We start from the raw sequence: 15,160 nt of genomic DNA on the forward strand, positions 1-15,160 counted from the left end.
GTTCGGCGTGTTCGCCGTATTGGGGGTATTGGGCGTGTTCGGAGTGTTCGGGGTGTTGGGCGTGTTCGGAGTGTTCGGGGTGTTCGGAGTGTTCGGGGTGTTGGGGGTATTGGGCGTGTTCGGCGTGTTCGCCGTATTGGGGGTATTGGGCGTGTTCGGAGTGTTCGGGGTGTTGGGCGTGTTCGGAGTGTTCGGGGTGTTCGGAGTGTTCGGCGTGTTGGGCGTGTTGGGCGTGTTGGGCGTGCTCGGGGTGCCCGACGCCGTGAGAGCGTATGGCGCATATGGGGCATAGGGTGCGTATGGAGCGTAGGGGCCGTACGCTACCGGGGTTGCGCCTGGGCTCATCGTCGTGGTTGCCGGGGTGTGCTGGCCCTGCGATGTCTGGGCGAGCCGCACCAGGTGGGTGAGCTGCGGCAGCTGGGGGAGGCGCGGGAGCGGGGGGAGGGCCGGGAGTTGCGGCAGGGCCGCCCGAGGCGTGTGCACCGCTGCGGTCCTCTGGTCCGCCTGGGCGGATCCGGACCCCAGGGCGGCCAGCGTCCCTGCCGCCAGCGCGACGATCACAACCTGCTGAAGCTTGCGCATATGCCCTCCGTGGCTGTACTTCCGCGCACCGGTTACGCAATGCGCTGGGTTGAGCGCTAAAAGTACACAAATGGGCGGGTTTCGGCTCGGTCGGTAGTACGCGTCGCCGTTCCATCACCCATTCGTTCCGTTCGGGAGCCCCCGCATGCCGGAAGGCCCGGCCCCCTGTGTGGGGCCGGGCCTTCCGGTCTTGGTACTGGGTTGGCTACGCCTCGAAGACCTCGTCCAGCAGGAGCTGCTGCTCCGCCTGGTGGCGCTTCGCGGAGCCGACCGCCGGGGACGAGCCGTGCGGGCGCGAGACGCGCCGCAGGCGCTCGCCCGCCGGGACGTCCGCGCCGACCGCCAGGTCGAGGTGGTCGATCAGGTTCAGCGCGATGAACGGCCACGCACCCTGGTTCGCCGGCTCCTCCTGCGCCCAGATGTACTTCGCCGCGTTCGGGAACTTGGCGATCTCGGCCTGGAGCTCGGCACCCGGGAGCGGGTACAGGCGCTCGATGCGGATGATCGCGGTGTCCGTGATGCCGCGCTTCTCGCGCTCGGCCTCCAGGTCGTAGTAGACCTTGCCGGCGCAGAAGACGACCTTGCGGACCGCGTTCGCGTCCACCGTGGTGTCACCGATGACCGGACGGAACGAACCGCTCGTGAACTCCTCCGCCTTCGACGCCGCGGCCTTCAGACGCAGCATCGACTTCGGGGTGAAGACGACCAGCGGCTTGTGGGCCGGGTTGTGGACCTGCCAGCGCAGCAGGTGGAAGTAGTTCGACGGGAGGGTCGGCATCGCGACCGTCATGTTGTTCTGCGCGCACAGCTGGAGGAAGCGCTCCGGGCGGGCGGACGAGTGGTCCGGGCCCTGGCCCTCGTAGCCGTGGGGGAGGAGCAGCGTGACGCCGGAGGTCTGGCCCCACTTCTGCTCGGCCGAGGAGATGAACTCGTCGACGACGGTCTGGGCGCCGTTGACGAAGTCACCGAACTGGGCCTCCCAGAGGACCAGCGCGTCCGGACGGGCCAAGGAGTAGCCGTATTCGAAGCCCATGGCCGCGTACTCGGACAGCAGGGAGTCGTAGACGTTGTAGCGGGCCTGGTCGTCGGACAGGTACAGCAGCGGGGTGTAGTCCTCGCCGGTCTCCCGGTCGATGAGGACCGCGTGGCGCTGGCCGAAGGTGCCGCGGCGGGAGTCCTGCCCGGACAGCCGGACCGGGGTTCCCTCCATCAGCAGCGAGCCGAAGGCGAGGGTCTCGCCCATGCCCCAGTCGATGGTGCCCTCGTCGATCATCGCCGCGCGGCGCTGCAGCTGCGGCAGCAGGCGCGGGTGGACGGTGACGCCCTCGGGGATGTTGACCTGGGACTCGGCGATCCGCTTGACGACGTCCTGCGAGATCGCGGTGTTCACCGCGACGGGGAAACCGGCCTGGTCGGGCGCCGGCGCCGCGGAGACCGCGGGCTGCGTGGCGGCCTCGCGGACCTCCGCGAAGACCTTCTCCAGCTGGCCCTGGAAGTCCTGGAGCGCCTGCTCGGCCTCTTCCAGGGTGATGTCGCCGCGGCCGATGAGGGACTCGGTGTAGAGCTTGCGCACCGAGCGCTTCTTGTCGATCAGGTCGTACATCAGCGGCTGGGTGAACGCCGGGTTGTCGGACTCGTTGTGACCGCGGCGGCGGTAGCAGATGAGGTCGATGACAACGTCCTTGTTGAACGCCTGGCGGAACTCGAAGGCGAGCCGCGCGACGCGGACGACGGCCTCCGGGTCGTCGCCGTTCACGTGGAAGATCGGCGCCTCGATCATGCGGGCCACGTCGGTCGCGTACATCGACGAACGCGACGACTCCGGGGCGGCGGTGAAGCCGACCTGGTTGTTGATGACCACGTGCACGGTGCCGCCGGTGCGGTAGCCGCGCAGCTGCGACATGTTCAGCGTCTCGGCGACGACGCCCTGGCCCGCGAAGGCCGCATCGCCGTGGAGCGCGAGCGGGAGGACCGTGAAGTCCGTGCCGCCCTTGTTGATGACGTCCTGCTTGGCGCGGGCGACACCCTCCAGGACCGGGTCGACCGCCTCCAGGTGCGAGGGGTTCGCGACGAGCGAGACCTTGATCTGCTCGCCGTCGAGGCCGGTGAAGGTGCCCTCGGCGCCCAGGTGGTACTTGACGTCGCCGGAGCCGTGCATGGACTTCGGGTCGAGGTTGCCCTCGAACTCGCGGAAGATCTGCGCGTACGACTTGCCGACGATGTTCGCGAGGACGTTCAGGCGGCCGCGGTGGGCCATGCCGATGACGACCTCTTCGAGGCGGGCCTCGGCGGCCGAGTCGATGACGGCGTCGAGCAGCGGGATGACGGACTCGCCGCCCTCCAGGGAGAAGCGCTTCTGGCCGACGTACTTCGTCTGCAGGAAGGTCTCGAACGCCTCGGCGGCGTTCAGGCGGCGCAGGATGCGCAGCTGCTCCTCGCGCTCGGGCTTGGTGTGCGGGCGCTCGATGCGGTCCTGGATCCAGCGGCGCTGCTTCGGGTCCTGGATGTGCATGAACTCGACGCCGGTGGTGCGGCAGTACGAGTCGCGCAGCACGCCGAGGATGTCGCGCAGCTTCATCATGGACTTGCCGGAGAAGCCGCCGACGGCGAACTCGCGCTCCAGGTCCCACAGGGTGAGGCCGTGCTCGGTGATGTCCAGGTCGGGGTGCTTGCGCTGCTTGTACTCGAGCGGGTCGGTGTCGGCCATGACGTGGCCGCGGACCCGGTAGGAGTGGATCAGCTCGAAGACGCGGGCGGCCTTGGTGACGTCGTCGTCGTGGCTGGCGTCGATGTCGCGGTTCCAGCGGACCGGCTCGTACGGGATGCGCAGCGACTCGAAGACCGAGTCGTAGAAGCCGTTCTCGCCGAGCAGCAGGTTCGCGACGATGCGCAGGAACTCGCCGGAGGCCGCCCCCTGGATGACCCGGTGGTCGTAGGTCGAGGTCAGGGTCATGACCTTGGAGATGCCCAGCTTGTTCAGGGTGTCCTGCGAGGTGCCCTGGAACTCGGCGGGGTAGTCCATGGAGCCGACGCCCATGATGACCGACTGTCCGGGCATCAGGCGGGGCACGGAGTGGACGGTGCCCAGGCCGCCGGGGTTGGTCAGCGAGACGGTGACGCCGGTGAAGTCGTCCATCGTCAGCTTGCCGACGCGGGCGCGGCGGACGATGTCCTCGTAGGCCTGCCAGAACTCGAAGAAGTTGAGGGTCTCGGCCTTCTTGATGCCGGCGACGACGAGCTGGCGGTCGCCGTTGGCCTTCACCAGGTCGATGGCGAGGCCGAAGTTCACGTGGTCGGGCTTGACCAGGGTCGGCTTGCCGTCCTTCTCCGCGAAGGAGTAGTTCATCGACGGCATGGCCTTGATGGCCTGGACCATCGCGTAGCCGATGAGGTGCGTGAAGGAGATCTTCCCGCCCCGGGCCCGCTTCAGGTGGTTGTTGATGACGATGCGGTTGTCGAACAGCAGCTTCACCGGGACGGCGCGGACGGACGTGGCCGTCGGGACGTCGAGGGAGGCGTTCATGTTCTTGGCCACGGCAGCCGCCGGGCCGCGGAGCGTCACCAGCTCGGGGCCCGCGGGGGCCTCGGTGGCGGGCGCGGCCTTCTGCGGGGCTACGGAGGCGGGGGCGGGCGCGGCCGGTGCGGCGGCCGGGGCCTGGGAGGTGACAGTCACAGCAGGGGCACCAGAGGGGATGGCAGGAGCAGGGGCAGGAGCTGACACAGGCGGAGGAGTCGGCGTCGCGGTGTGCGCGGGCGCGGCGTCCGCCGCCCCCGTGGCGGCGTCGGCGACCTGCGGAGTCCCGGCGACGGCGGTGGCGGCCTGTGCGGAGGCGCCGTCCGTCGGCGTGGACTTGTCGGGACCGGCCGACGTCACCGGAGCGGCAGCGCCCCCCGGCTTGTAATCGGCGAAGAAGTCCCACCAGGCCCGGTCGACCGACTGCGGGTCCTGGAGGTACTGCTGATAGATCTCGTCGACGAGCCACTCATTCGCGCCGAAGCCTGAGGCAGGGTTCTTCCCGCCCTCTGCTGCTTCGGTCGTGGTGCTCGAATTACTGGGGGACTGTGGCGACACGGCGGCAACCGCCCTCTTCCGCTTCACAAGGTATGGACAGCGGGAATAAAGGCTACGCCTCCTCGACCGCTGCATGCAGGCCGGGCGGGACTTACGTCGTGCAGGTCACATCGAACGGCGGGTTTCATGACGTGGAATGGCGGGAAACCAGCCTGGTTCGGGTAGGGGGCACCGAGGTTGCGGCCCCCTTGGCTTCGCACCCCTGACGGACCCCGGGTACGTGTGGCCGAGATCATGTCCTTCCCAGTCGAACCCTACGTCAACACGGGACCTACGAGCTGCCCGGAAGCGTGACGAGGATGCGGCAGCCCCGTGACGATTCGGCCACCCCGATCCGGCCGCCGTGCAGCTCCACGGCCCAGCGGGCGATCGCCAGGCCCAGTCCGGTGCCGCCGTCGCCGCCGCGGGCGCTGCCCCGGTTGAACCGCTCGAAGACCCGGTGGCGCTCGGCCTCCGGGATGCCGGGGCCCTCGTCCCGGACCTCCAGCGCCAGGCCTCCGGGCGCCTCGCCGGCCCGGGCGCGGACCGTGACCCTGCCGTGCGGCGGGCTGTGCTTGACCGCGTTGTCGATCAGGTTGGCCACCACCTGGTGCAGCCGCTCGGCGTCGGCGTACGCGCACAGGTCGGGCGGGAAGACGTCCAGGTGCAGGTGGACGTCGTTGCGGGTGTGCCCGCCGGAGCCGGAGAGCAGCCCCGGCCGGCCGGAGGCCGCCAGCCCCGACTCCTTCAGCACCCCGGACAGGTACGGCCACACCTCGAAGCGGCGGGCCTTCAGCGGTACCACCCCGTTGTCCACCCGGGACAGGTCCAGCAGGGTCTCCACGAGTCGGCCGAGGCGCTCGGTCTGCTTGAGCATGGTGCGCATGGTCTCCGGGTCGGCGGCCGAGACCCCGTCGACCACGTTCTCCAGCACCGCACGCAGCGCGGCGATCGGGGTGCGCAGCTCGTGCGAGACGTTGGCGACGAGCTCCTTGCGGTGCCGGTCCACGGCCTCCAGGTCGTCCGCCATCAGGTTGATGGTGGAGGCCAGGTCGCCCAGCTCGTCGCGGCGTCCGGCGCCCCGCACCCGCCGCGTGAAGTCGCCGTGGGATATCGCCCGGGCGACCGTCGTCATGTCGTCGAGCGGTGCCGTCAGGCTGTGCGCCACGAACTGCGTGATCAGCATCGAGGCGATCACGGAGAAGACGGTGATGAACCGCAGCTCGGTGTCGGTGCGCAGAGCCACCAGGAGCAGGCCGGTCGTGATGAAGACCGAGACCACCACGAGCGTGCCGAGCTTGGTCTTGATCGAGAACGGCGAGAAGGGCCGCAGCCCTCCGGTGGGCCGCTGGCGCGGGCGCTGGCGCGGCCCCTCCGCCCGGCCGGTCACGGCTGGGCCGGGGTCTCCAGGGCGTACCCGACGCCGTGGACCGTACGGATCCGCTCGGCGCCGATCTTGCGCCGCAGGGCCTTGATGTGGCTGTCGACCGTACGGGTCCCGGACGCGTCGGCCCAGTCCCAGACCTCCGCCAGCAGCTGCTCCCGGGAGAGCACGGCCCGCGGGGTCCCGGCCAGGCACACCAGCAGGTCGAACTCGGTCGGGGTCAGGTGGACGTCCTCGGTCTGCACCCGGACCCGGCGCTGCGCGTGGTCGATCTCCAGGTCGCCCAGGCGCAGGGTGGCGCCGCGCGGGGTGTGGGCGGCGATCGTGGCCCGCTCCACCCGCCGCAGCAGGACGTGGACGCGTGCGGCCAGCTCGCGCATGGAGAACGGCTTCGTCATGTAGTCGTCGGCGCCGACGCCCAGCCCGACCAGCATGTCGGTCTCGTCGTCCCGGGCGGTGAGCATCAGGACCGGGACCGGGCGCTGCGCCTGGACCCGGCGGCACACCTCCAGACCGTCGAAGCCGGGCAGCATGACGTCGAGGACCAGCAGCTCGGGCAGCCAGCTCTCCGCCGCGGCGACGGCCGCCGGGCCGTCGGTGGCCGTCTGTACCTGGAAGCCCTCGGCGCGCAGCCGGGCCGCGATGGCCTCCGCGATGGTGCGGTCGTCCTCGACGACGAGCACACGCCGCTGGGCGCCGGGGGTTGCCGCGGCGCCGGTGTGGGTGGTGTGTGTCTGTTCCATGTCCGCCCCTGAAGATCCCGCTGAATGGGGTGCAGCGTAGAGGAGGCTCCGGCCTGCGGCTACGTGGGGTTCGGACACGGCATATGCGCTGGACCTGAGTAAATGGAATGGGTTGTACCGGGTGCCGGCCGTCCTGCGGGACCGGCATCCGGCGGGTGGGGCGGTCAGGCGCCCCACCGGCTTCGACCCCGTCGGATCCCTGTTGGAGGGGGCCCACAAGGCCGGTCCGCGACCGTGGGGGCAGACCGGTTCGTGAGTGTCCTTCGGCACATCGGGACGGAGTGCCGCGACCGCCGCCGTCGAACGCGGGAGGCCGAAGGGCAGGCGCCCCTCGGCTGCGGCCCGACCGAAGGCCGCACCGAGCTGCGCGGAGTCCGCGTGGACATGCCGGCCCGGCCGCGCGGGTGCCCGTACCGGCTGCTGCGGGAGCTCAGCCCTGCGTGAACGGCGGCAGCGCGTCCACCACCTTCACCAGGGCCGGCGGCAGGGACCCCTGCTCGCCCGCGACCTCGTACCCGCCGTGCACGAAGGCGTAGAAGAACCCGTCGTAGATCTTGGGACCGCCCGTCGCCGTTTTGGGCAGACGTGCGAAGTCCGCCTCCCGGAGCGCGGTGCGCAGCGCTGCCAGGCCCTGCTCCGACAGCTTCCCGGCACCCTCCGGCCCCGCCTTCGCGTCCAGCCGGGACCAGGAGCCGTCACCCCTCACGACGAGGGTATGGGTCTCCCCGGCGAAGCCCCCGCTGCGGGTGACCCGGACCAGGGTCTCCCCGGGGGCGGGCACCGCACCCGTACTCGCGCCCGGCCCGGCGCTCCGGCCGGGGCTGGGGCTCGCGGCCGGGTCCGCGCCCGGGCCGGCGCTCCGGCCGGGGCTGGGGCTCGCGGCCGGGTCCGCGTTCGCACCCGCACTCGCGGCCGGCCCCGCGGAGCCCTTCGGCGGCGCGTCGTCGCCACCCCCGGAACCGGACGGTCCGCACCCCGCCAGGACCACCGCACCCAGAAGTACCGCCGCCACCGCCCGGAACGCGCGCACACCCACCTCCGCAGCCACTCGGGTCCACCCCCGAGTATGGAGTCCGCACCCCCGATCCGACAGCTTCAGGAGGCCGCCATCAGACGCATCGCGCCATGGCGCCTGCTGCCGCCGCTGCTCGCCGCGGTCCTCGGCCTGTGGGGCCTGGAGCGGGGCGGCAGCATGTGGCGCGACGAATCCGTCACCTGGCAGGTGGCGCACCGCACGCCCGGCGCGATCCTGGACCTCCTCGCCCGGGTCGACGCCGTGCACGGCCTGTACTACGTCCTCATGCACGGCGTGTTCCGGGCCTGGGACGGCGGCCTGTGGGCGCTGCGGCTGCCCTCCGTCGCCGCCACCGCCCTCGCCGCGGCGGGCGTGGCCGCCGTCGCACACCGGCTCGCGGGGGAGCGGGCCGCACTCGTCTCCGGCTGCCTGTACGCCCTCCTGCCACCCGTCCAGATGTACGCCCAGGAAGGCCGCTCGTACGCGCTGGTCGCGGCCGCCGTGGTGTGGTCGACCTACCTGATGCTCCGCGAGCGGTGGATCGCCTACACCGTCGTGCTGCTGATCGGCTGCTGGCTGCACGAGTTCGCCGCGCTTGCACTGCTCGCCCACGCCTTCACCGCCCGCCGCGCGCCCGGCTGGCGGTGGAGCGCCGCGACCGTCGTCGTCCTGCTGCTGCCGCTCGCCGCGGTCAGCGTGCGCCAGGCGCACCAGCAGCTCGGCTGGCTCGGCCGGCCGAGCTGGCAGGACTGGGCCGCGTACGCCGTGGTGGGCGCCGCCTCCCTGCTGCTCGCCCGGGGTGCCCCGAAGGACCTCGCTCGGGTGGCGCTGCCCCTGGTCCTGCTGCCGCCCGGACTGCTCATGGCGATCTCGCTGCTCAACCCCTGGTACGTCGACCGGTACGTGCTCTACGCACTGGCCGGGCCCGCCCTGCTGGCCGGCGCACGGCTGGCCGCCGCCCGGGAGTGGTGGCCGTGGGTGCTGGCGGGCGCCCTCCTCGTACCGTTCGGCGTCTGGTCGGCGTGGCTGCGCACCCCTGAGAGCCGCAAGGACGACGTCCTCGCGGTGGCCGCCGCGGTCCGCGAGCGGGCCCGCCCGGGGGACGCGGTGGTGTTCATGCCCTCCCGCAGGCGCGAGTGGCTGCTGTCCTCGCCGGACGTCCGCGCGGGCCTGCGCGACGCCGCTCTCGCATCCGGCCCGGCCGCCTCGCACAGCCTCCAGGGCACGGAGCTGCCCCCCGAGCGGATCCGCGCGGCGCTGCTCGCCTCGCCCCGGGTGATCGCCCTGCAGGACCCGGCGGGGCAGCCCCTGGACCCGTACCCGCGAGAGGCGGTCAAGCGGGAGGTGCTGGCCGGCCGCTTCGACCTCTGCTCGGTCACCGGCGTACGGGGCGCCCGGGTCGCCGTCTATGCCCGTCCGGGCGGCTGCAGCACCCCCTGAGGGGGCGCCCGGCCGCCAACCCGCCCGGGACGGGGGGCGGTTGCGGGCCGGGCCGGGCCGCGCCGGAGGATGGGGGCGACCGCGTCGCACAGTCGGCGGCCGCACCCCCCCCGCGGGCGGGTGCGGCCGCCGAGCCTTCAGGAGGTGCTGCCCTATGCCCACGTCCGACCACCCCGCGCCCCGCGAGCCCGGCCCCGCGGACCCCGGACCGCTGGTCGGGTCCGACTGGCTCGCCGCCCGGCTGGGCGCCTCAGGACTGGTCGTCCTCGACGCCTCCGTCGGCGCCCACCGCGCCGCCGGCCGGCGCATCCCGGGCGCCCGCCCCTTCGACCTCGACGGAGCCCTCTCCGACCACACGGCCCCCGCCCCGCACACCATGCCCGGCCCCGCCGCCTTCACCGAGGCGCTGCGGGCCCTCGGCCTCCACGACACCGACACCGTCGTCGTCTACGACGGCGCCGGCGTCTACTCCAGCGCCCGCGCCTGGTGGATGCTGCGCGCCATGGGCTTCGACCGGGCCGCCGTCCTCGACGGGGGACTGCCCGCATGGACGGCCGCCGGCCTGCCCGTCGAGACCGCCGCCCCGGACTACGGGGGGCCGCGCGGCTCCTTCACCGCCCGGCCCCGCCCGGGGCTGCTGATCGACGCCGATGCCGTCGCCGCGGCCCTGGCCGACCCGGCCGCGGCCGTCCTGGACGCCCGTACCCGCGAACGCTTCGAGGGCACCGCCCCCGAACCCCGTCCGGGCCTGCGCGGCGGCCACATGCCCGGCGCCGTCAGCCTCCCCTTCGGCGAACTCCAGGGCCCCGACGGCCTGATGCGCCCGGCCGGGGAACTCCGCGCGGCCCTCGAGGCGGCCGCGGGAGGCCGTGAACGCCTCCGCTTCAGCTGCGGCTCCGGGGTGACCGCCTGCGTACTGGCACTCGGCGCAGACCTCGCCGGCTACCGGGACCTGGCGGTGTACGACGGCTCCTGGAGCGAATGGGGCCTGCCCTCGCCGCAGCGCCCGGTCGTCACCGGCCCGGGCCGGTGACGGCGGTTTCCCACGGGTTGCGGGAGCCGGGGTCCGGTGGCCGGTGGCCGGGCGCCGCCGGAGACGGGGGATAACCCGACACCGGATCCGGGTACCGGCACCATCGGCCGTCCGGCGCCGGCGCCGGAGGATCGGTGCATGACTTCCCACACCACGGCGGGCCGGGCCGCCCGCGCGGCCGTCGCCCTCGCGGCCGGCGTCCTCCTGGCCGGATGCTCCTTCGTCGAAGGCCCCCGCAAGACGGCCCGCGCCGACACGGCGGTCACCGAGGCGGTCACCGCCGTCGAGGTGACCGGCGCCCGGGCGGGGTCGATCGCGGTCACGCCCGGCACCGGTCCCGGCGTCACGGTCCGCCGCACCGTCCACTACCGCGGAGCCACCGCCCCCACCCCCGGCCAGCAGGTCAGCGCGGGAGTGCTCACCTTCACCAACGGCTGCTCCGGAGACTGCCGCATCGACTACCGCCTGGAGGTCCCCGCCTCCGCGAAGGTCACGCTGGAGAGCGACAGCGGCGACATCACCGTGACCGGCGTCGCCGCCGCCGAGTTGGAGGCCGATTCCGGCGACATCCGGGCCGAGGGCATCGCCGGACCTCTGAGGATCAGCACCACCTCGGGCGAGATCACCGCCACCGGCCTGTCCGGGCCGAGCGCGTCGGTGCGCTCGGCCTCGGGCGACGCGCGCCTGGACTTCGCGAAGGCGCCCTCCTCAGTGCTCGTCGAGACGGCCTCCGGCGACGTCAGCCTGAAGGTGCCGCCGGCCCCCTACCGCCTGGCGGTCTCCACCACCTCCGGCGACCGGGACGTCACCCTCCCCGACGACGCCTCCGCCCCGTCCCGCCTCTCGGCGAAGACCACCTCGGGCGACGTACGCATCTCCCCCCTGAACAGCTGACCGAGCCCGGTCCGGGCACCGCCGAGGGCCTGTTCGCCCCCGGCGAACGGGGGTTGGGGAACATCACGAGGCGCAGATGCATTGAGTCGGCATAGCTCAACTTCACTGCCGGAGGGAAGATCATGGCTTCGACGTCCGTATCGCTCACCCTGCCCGTACTGCCGCTCGACGACGAGGTCGTGCTGCCCGGAATGGTCGTCCCGCTGGACCTGTCCGACGCCGAGGTGCGCGCTGCCGTGGAGGCCGCGCAGGCCGCCGCCGGAAAGAACGGCAGCGGAAAGCCCCGGGTGCTGCTCGTGCCGCGGGTCGACGGCACGTACGCGGCGACCGGAGTGCTCGGAACCGTCGAGCAGGTCGGCCGCCTTTCCGGCGGCGACCCCGGCGCGCTCATCCGCGGCCTCGGCCGCGTCCGGATCGGCGCCGGCACCACCGGCCCCGGAGCGGCGCTGTGGGTCGAGGGCGAGACCGTGGACGAGTCGGTCCCCGATCCGCTGCCGGGCGCCGTCGCCGAGCTGGTGAAGGAGTACAAGGCCCTCGCCACCAGCTGGCTCAAGAAGCGCGGCGCCTGGCAGGTCGTGGACCGCGTCCAGCAGATCGAAGGGGTCTCCGCCCTCGCGGACAACTCCGGATACTCGCCCTTCCTGACGGTCGAGCAGAAAGTCGAACTGCTGGAGACGGCCGACCCCGTCGCCCGCCTCAAGCTCGCCGTCAAGGCGCTCAGCGACCACCTCGCCGAACAGGACGTGGCCGAGTCCATCGCCAAGGACGTCCAGGAAGGCGTCGACAAGCAGCAGCGCGAGTTCCTGCTGCGCCGCCAGCTGGAGGCCGTACGCAAGGAACTGCGCGAGCTGAACGGCGAGAAGGACGGCGCGGAGTCCGACGACTACCGGGCCCGCGTCGAGGCCGCGGACCTCCCCGAGAAGGTCCGCGAGGCCGCGCTCAAGGAGGTCGACAAGCTGGAGCGGTCCAGCGACCAGAGCCCCGAGGGCTCCTGGATCCGCACCTGGCTGGACACCGTGCTCGAACTCCCGTGGAACGAGCGCACCGAGGACCAGTACGACATCCAGGGCGCCAGGGCCGTGCTCGACGCCGAACACGCCGGTCTGAGCGACGTGAAGGACCGCATCACCGAATACCTCGCCGTGCGCAAGCGCCGCAGCGAGCGCGGCATGGGCGTCATCGGGGGCCGGCGAGGCGGCGCCGTGCTCGCGCTCGTTGGCCCGCCGGGAGTCGGCAAGACCTCGCTCGGCGAGAGCGTGGCCCACGCGATGGGCCGCAAGTTCGTCCGCGTCGCGCTCGGCGGCGTACGGGACGAGGCCGAGGTGCGCGGCCACCGCCGGACCTACGTCGGCGCGCTGCCCGGCCGCATCGTCCGGGCCATCAAGGAAGCCGGATCCATGAACCCCGTGGTCCTGCTCGACGAGATCGACAAGGTGGGCTCCGACTTCCGCGGCGACCCCGCGGCCGCCCTCCTGGAAGTCCTCGACCCGGCCCAGAACCACACCTTCCGAGACCACTACCTGGAGGTGGAGCTGGACCTGAGCGACGTCGTCTTCCTGGCCACCGCCAACGTCCTGGAGTCCATCCCGGAGGCCCTCGCCGACCGCATGGAGCTCGTCCGCCTCGACGGCTACACCGAGGACGAGAAGGTCGTCATCGCCCGCGACCACCTGCTGCCCCGCCAGCTGGAGCGCGCCGGGCTCGCCGCCGACGAGGTCGTCCTGGAGGAGGACGCCCTGCGCAAGCTGGCCGGCGAGTACACCCGCGAGGCGGGCGTGCGCACCCTGGAGCGGGCCGTCGCCCGCCTGCTGCGCAAGGTCGCCGCCCAGCACGAGCTGGGCGAGCGCGAACTGCCCTACCGCATCGGGGCCGGCGAGCTGCGGGGCCTGATCGGCCGCCCGCACCACGTGCCCGAGTCCGCCCAGGACCCGGCCGAACGGCGCACCGCCGTCCCCGGCGTGGCCACCGGCCTCGCGGTGACCGGAGCGGGCGGCGACGTGCTCTTCGTGGAGGCCTCGCTGGCCGACCCCGAGACGGGCGCCGCCGGACTGACCCTCACCGGCCAGCTCGGCGACGTGATGAAGGAGTCGGCGCAGATCGCGCTGAGCTTCCTGCGCTCGCACGGCGCCGAACTGGAGCTCCCCGTCGCCGACCTGAAGGACCGGGGCGTGCACATCCACTTCCCGGCCGGAGCGGTGCCCAAGGACGGCCCGAGCGCGGGCATCACCATGACCACCGCCCTCGCCTCCCTGCTCTCCGGGCGGCAGGTGCGCACGGACGTGGCCATGACCGGCGAGGTCTCGCTGACCGGGCGGGTCCTGCCGATCGGCGGGGTCAAGCAGAAGCTGCTCGCCGCCCACCGGGCCGGCCTGACCACCGTGATCATCCCGAAGCGCAACGAAGCCGACCTCGACGACGTCCCGCCGGAGGTGCTGGAGGGGCTGGAGGTGCATCCGGTGACCGACGTCCGCCAAGTGCTGGAACTCGCCCTGGACGGGGCGCTGGCGCCGGTCACCGCCGCCGCCTGACGGCGGACCGCCACTCTCCGGACTGCTTCCGGACGGCCCGGGGCGCCGCTGCGGCGGGGCCCCGGGCCGTCCGCGCACCCGCTGCGAAATACTGGGCCCCCACCCGACGGGGTGCCGGACATCGAAGAAGGAGCGGGACGTGCACGGGAGTGAAGACCAGGAGTTCCTTGCCCTGGAGCGGGAGCTGTCCGTCTTCCTCCGGAGGGCCCGCGCCTCATCCGGCGAGATGGCCCGCGAGCTCCACCCCGAGCTGGAGCCCGCCGCGTACGGGCTCCTCGTACGGCTGGAGGCGGCCGGCCGGCAGCGGGCCACCGACCTCGCCTCCTACTTCGGCGTCGGCAAGGCCACCATGAGCCGGCAGCTGCGGGCCCTGGAAGTCCTGGGCCTGGTAGCCCGTGAGCAGGACCCCGCCGACGGACGGGCCTTCCTCGTCGGGCTCACCGAGGAGGGCCGTGCGCGCTTCCTGCGGGTACGCGGCGCACGGCGCGAGCAGTACATGCGCAAGCTCGCCGGCTGGGACCGCGGCGAGGTGGCGGAACTGGCCCGGCTGCTGCACCAGTTGAACGCCGGCGCCGAGTAGCGCGGCGGCCGGGCCGCGCCAACGGCGCGCTCAGAGTTCCGCGTAGGCCGCCGACGCGTCGTCGTGCCGCTTGTAGCGGGCCGGCGGGCGGGCCGGGTCGGACTCGATGGCGCGGACCCGGCCGATCAGGCCCGCCGCACCCTCCTTCCGCAGTACCGCCAGGCACTCCGCCCAGTCGCCCTCCCCGAACGTGTCCGTCCACCTGCTCGCCCCGTCCGTGAGCGCGGCCACCGCCCGCACCAGCCCCCGCGGGGTGCGCCCCGTGACCGCCCGGGCCGCCACGGCCGGGTCCGCGGCCGCCGTGAAGAAGCCGCCCTCGGCGTTGCGCAGGGCATCCGTCGCGGCCACCGAGCGCAGCACCTCCCGTGGCAGCCGGTCCAGCCGGTCGTCCAGCACCGCGGTCACCTCGCCCCCGTGCGCCTGGAGGAGGAGCACGGAGTCCGAGAGCACGAGGTGCTCCACGTACGCCTCGTCCCAGCGGACCACGACCACCGTCGCCTGGGGGGTGCGGGCGTGAGAAAGGTCACACGTGTCACGGTGGGCCGCGGCCGTGGCGCGGACGGCCTCGGCCAGGATCCGGTCCAGCGGCATGTCCCGTCGCGATCCGGACAGTTCGGTCAATCGGCCGCCGAGCCGGGTTGTGAACCACGGCACCCCGTGCACGCACCCGTCGTCGCCCGCCGGCGGGGTGACCCCGTCGAGAGCCACGAGGACTCCGCCTCCCGAAGCGGGCGCCGAGGCCGACACCCAGTCCTCATTGGGGCGTTCCTGACTGCCGGGGGCCGTGGCGAGGTCGATGCGCATGCGGGCATTCTGCCCGCCGGAGGCCTGAAAGGCGGGCTTGGTACGTACCAGGGGTGGAAGGTAGATGTCCCCTGTCCGCGAAGCGCCCGGGGCCCGGGCCGGCAAG

General features: G+C 72.9%; 11 protein-coding genes. 6 read left to right on the forward strand and 5 right to left on the reverse strand.

Annotated features, from left to right (window positions below):
- Positions 1-292 (forward strand): hypothetical protein (locus tag ACZ6JS_RS01660; protein WP_469295087.1); only part of this gene is annotated, 292 nt, incomplete at its 5' end.
- A gap of 495 nt (positions 293-787) precedes the next feature.
- Here the strand turns inward: ACZ6JS_RS01660 and ACZ6JS_RS01665 are convergent.
- The 4 genes from ACZ6JS_RS01665 to ACZ6JS_RS01680 form a co-directional block, all read right to left on the reverse strand.
- Entirely contained in the window at positions 788-4,654 is a 3,867-nt protein-coding gene (locus tag ACZ6JS_RS01665; RefSeq protein WP_469295088.1) for a multifunctional oxoglutarate decarboxylase/oxoglutarate dehydrogenase thiamine pyrophosphate-binding subunit/dihydrolipoyllysine-residue succinyltransferase subunit, read from the reverse strand.
- Between the two features lie 271 nt (positions 4,655-4,925).
- Complete coding sequence (locus ACZ6JS_RS01670; RefSeq protein WP_469295089.1) at positions 4,926-6,023, reverse strand: HAMP domain-containing sensor histidine kinase; 1,098 nt, start codon at positions 6,021-6,023, stop codon at positions 4,926-4,928.
- Entirely contained in the window at positions 6,020-6,760 is a 741-nt protein-coding gene (locus ACZ6JS_RS01675) for a response regulator transcription factor (RefSeq protein WP_030028984.1), read from the reverse strand. The genes ACZ6JS_RS01670 and ACZ6JS_RS01675 overlap by 4 nt, the downstream gene beginning before the upstream one ends.
- A 430-nt stretch (positions 6,761-7,190) precedes the next feature.
- Positions 7,191-7,808 carry a hypothetical protein gene (locus ACZ6JS_RS01680; protein ID WP_469295090.1) on the reverse strand — a complete coding sequence of 206 codons (618 nt, stop codon included), beginning with the start codon at positions 7,806-7,808 and terminating at the stop codon, positions 7,191-7,193.
- 18 nt (positions 7,809-7,826) lie between these two features.
- Here ACZ6JS_RS01680 and ACZ6JS_RS01685 point away from each other — a divergent pair, with 18 nt between their 5' ends.
- The 5 genes from ACZ6JS_RS01685 (at position 7,827) to ACZ6JS_RS01705 (ending at position 14,250) form a co-directional block, all read left to right on the forward strand.
- Positions 7,827-9,215 carry a glycosyltransferase family 39 protein gene (locus ACZ6JS_RS01685; RefSeq protein WP_469295091.1) on the forward strand — a complete coding sequence of 463 codons (1,389 nt, stop codon included), beginning with the start codon at positions 7,827-7,829 and terminating at the stop codon, positions 9,213-9,215.
- Positions 9,216-9,369: 154 nt separating this feature from the next.
- The gene (locus ACZ6JS_RS01690; RefSeq protein WP_469295092.1) at positions 9,370-10,248 is read left to right on the forward strand and encodes a sulfurtransferase; all 879 of its coding nucleotides are present in this window, start codon (positions 9,370-9,372) and stop codon (positions 10,246-10,248) included.
- A gap of 138 nt (positions 10,249-10,386) precedes the next feature.
- Positions 10,387-11,142 (forward strand): DUF4097 family beta strand repeat-containing protein, encoded by a 756-nt coding sequence (locus tag ACZ6JS_RS01695; protein ID WP_469295093.1) that lies wholly within the window; start codon positions 10,387-10,389, stop codon positions 11,140-11,142.
- A gap of 122 nt (positions 11,143-11,264) precedes the next feature.
- On the forward strand, positions 11,265-13,670 hold the full coding sequence (lon, locus tag ACZ6JS_RS01700; RefSeq protein ID WP_469295094.1) for an endopeptidase La: 2,406 nt from the start codon (positions 11,265-11,267) through the stop codon (positions 13,668-13,670).
- Positions 13,671-13,809: 139 nt separating this feature from the next.
- The gene (locus ACZ6JS_RS01705; RefSeq protein WP_469295095.1) at positions 13,810-14,250 is read left to right on the forward strand and encodes a MarR family winged helix-turn-helix transcriptional regulator; all 441 of its coding nucleotides are present in this window, start codon (positions 13,810-13,812) and stop codon (positions 14,248-14,250) included.
- Between the two features lie 30 nt (positions 14,251-14,280).
- Here ACZ6JS_RS01705 and ACZ6JS_RS01710 read toward each other — a convergent pair whose 3' ends face one another.
- The gene (locus ACZ6JS_RS01710; protein WP_469295097.1) at positions 14,281-15,054 is read right to left on the reverse strand and encodes a protein phosphatase 2C domain-containing protein; all 774 of its coding nucleotides are present in this window, start codon (positions 15,052-15,054) and stop codon (positions 14,281-14,283) included.
- Between the last annotated feature and the right edge of the window lie 106 nt (positions 15,055-15,160).

It is taken from the genome of Streptomyces sp. NPDC046349 (genome assembly GCF_055587885.1).

What these genes read in the sequence shown, in the direction of transcription:
- ACZ6JS_RS01675 (WP_030028984.1), bottom strand. Translation starts at nt 6,760, where the DNA reads ATGGAACAGACACACACCACCCACACCGGCGCCGCGGCAACCCCCGGC.
- ACZ6JS_RS01685 (WP_469295091.1), top strand. Translation starts at nt 7,827, where the DNA reads ATGGAGTCCGCACCCCCGATCCGACAGCTTCAGGAGGCCGCCATCAGA.
- ACZ6JS_RS01690 (WP_469295092.1), top strand. Translation starts at nt 9,370, where the DNA reads ATGCCCACGTCCGACCACCCCGCGCCCCGCGAGCCCGGCCCCGCGGAC.
- ACZ6JS_RS01695 (WP_469295093.1), top strand. Translation starts at nt 10,387, where the DNA reads ATGACTTCCCACACCACGGCGGGCCGGGCCGCCCGCGCGGCCGTCGCC.
- lon (WP_469295094.1), top strand. Translation starts at nt 11,265, where the DNA reads ATGGCTTCGACGTCCGTATCGCTCACCCTGCCCGTACTGCCGCTCGAC.
- ACZ6JS_RS01710 (WP_469295097.1), bottom strand. Translation starts at nt 15,054, where the DNA reads ATGCGCATCGACCTCGCCACGGCCCCCGGCAGTCAGGAACGCCCCAAT.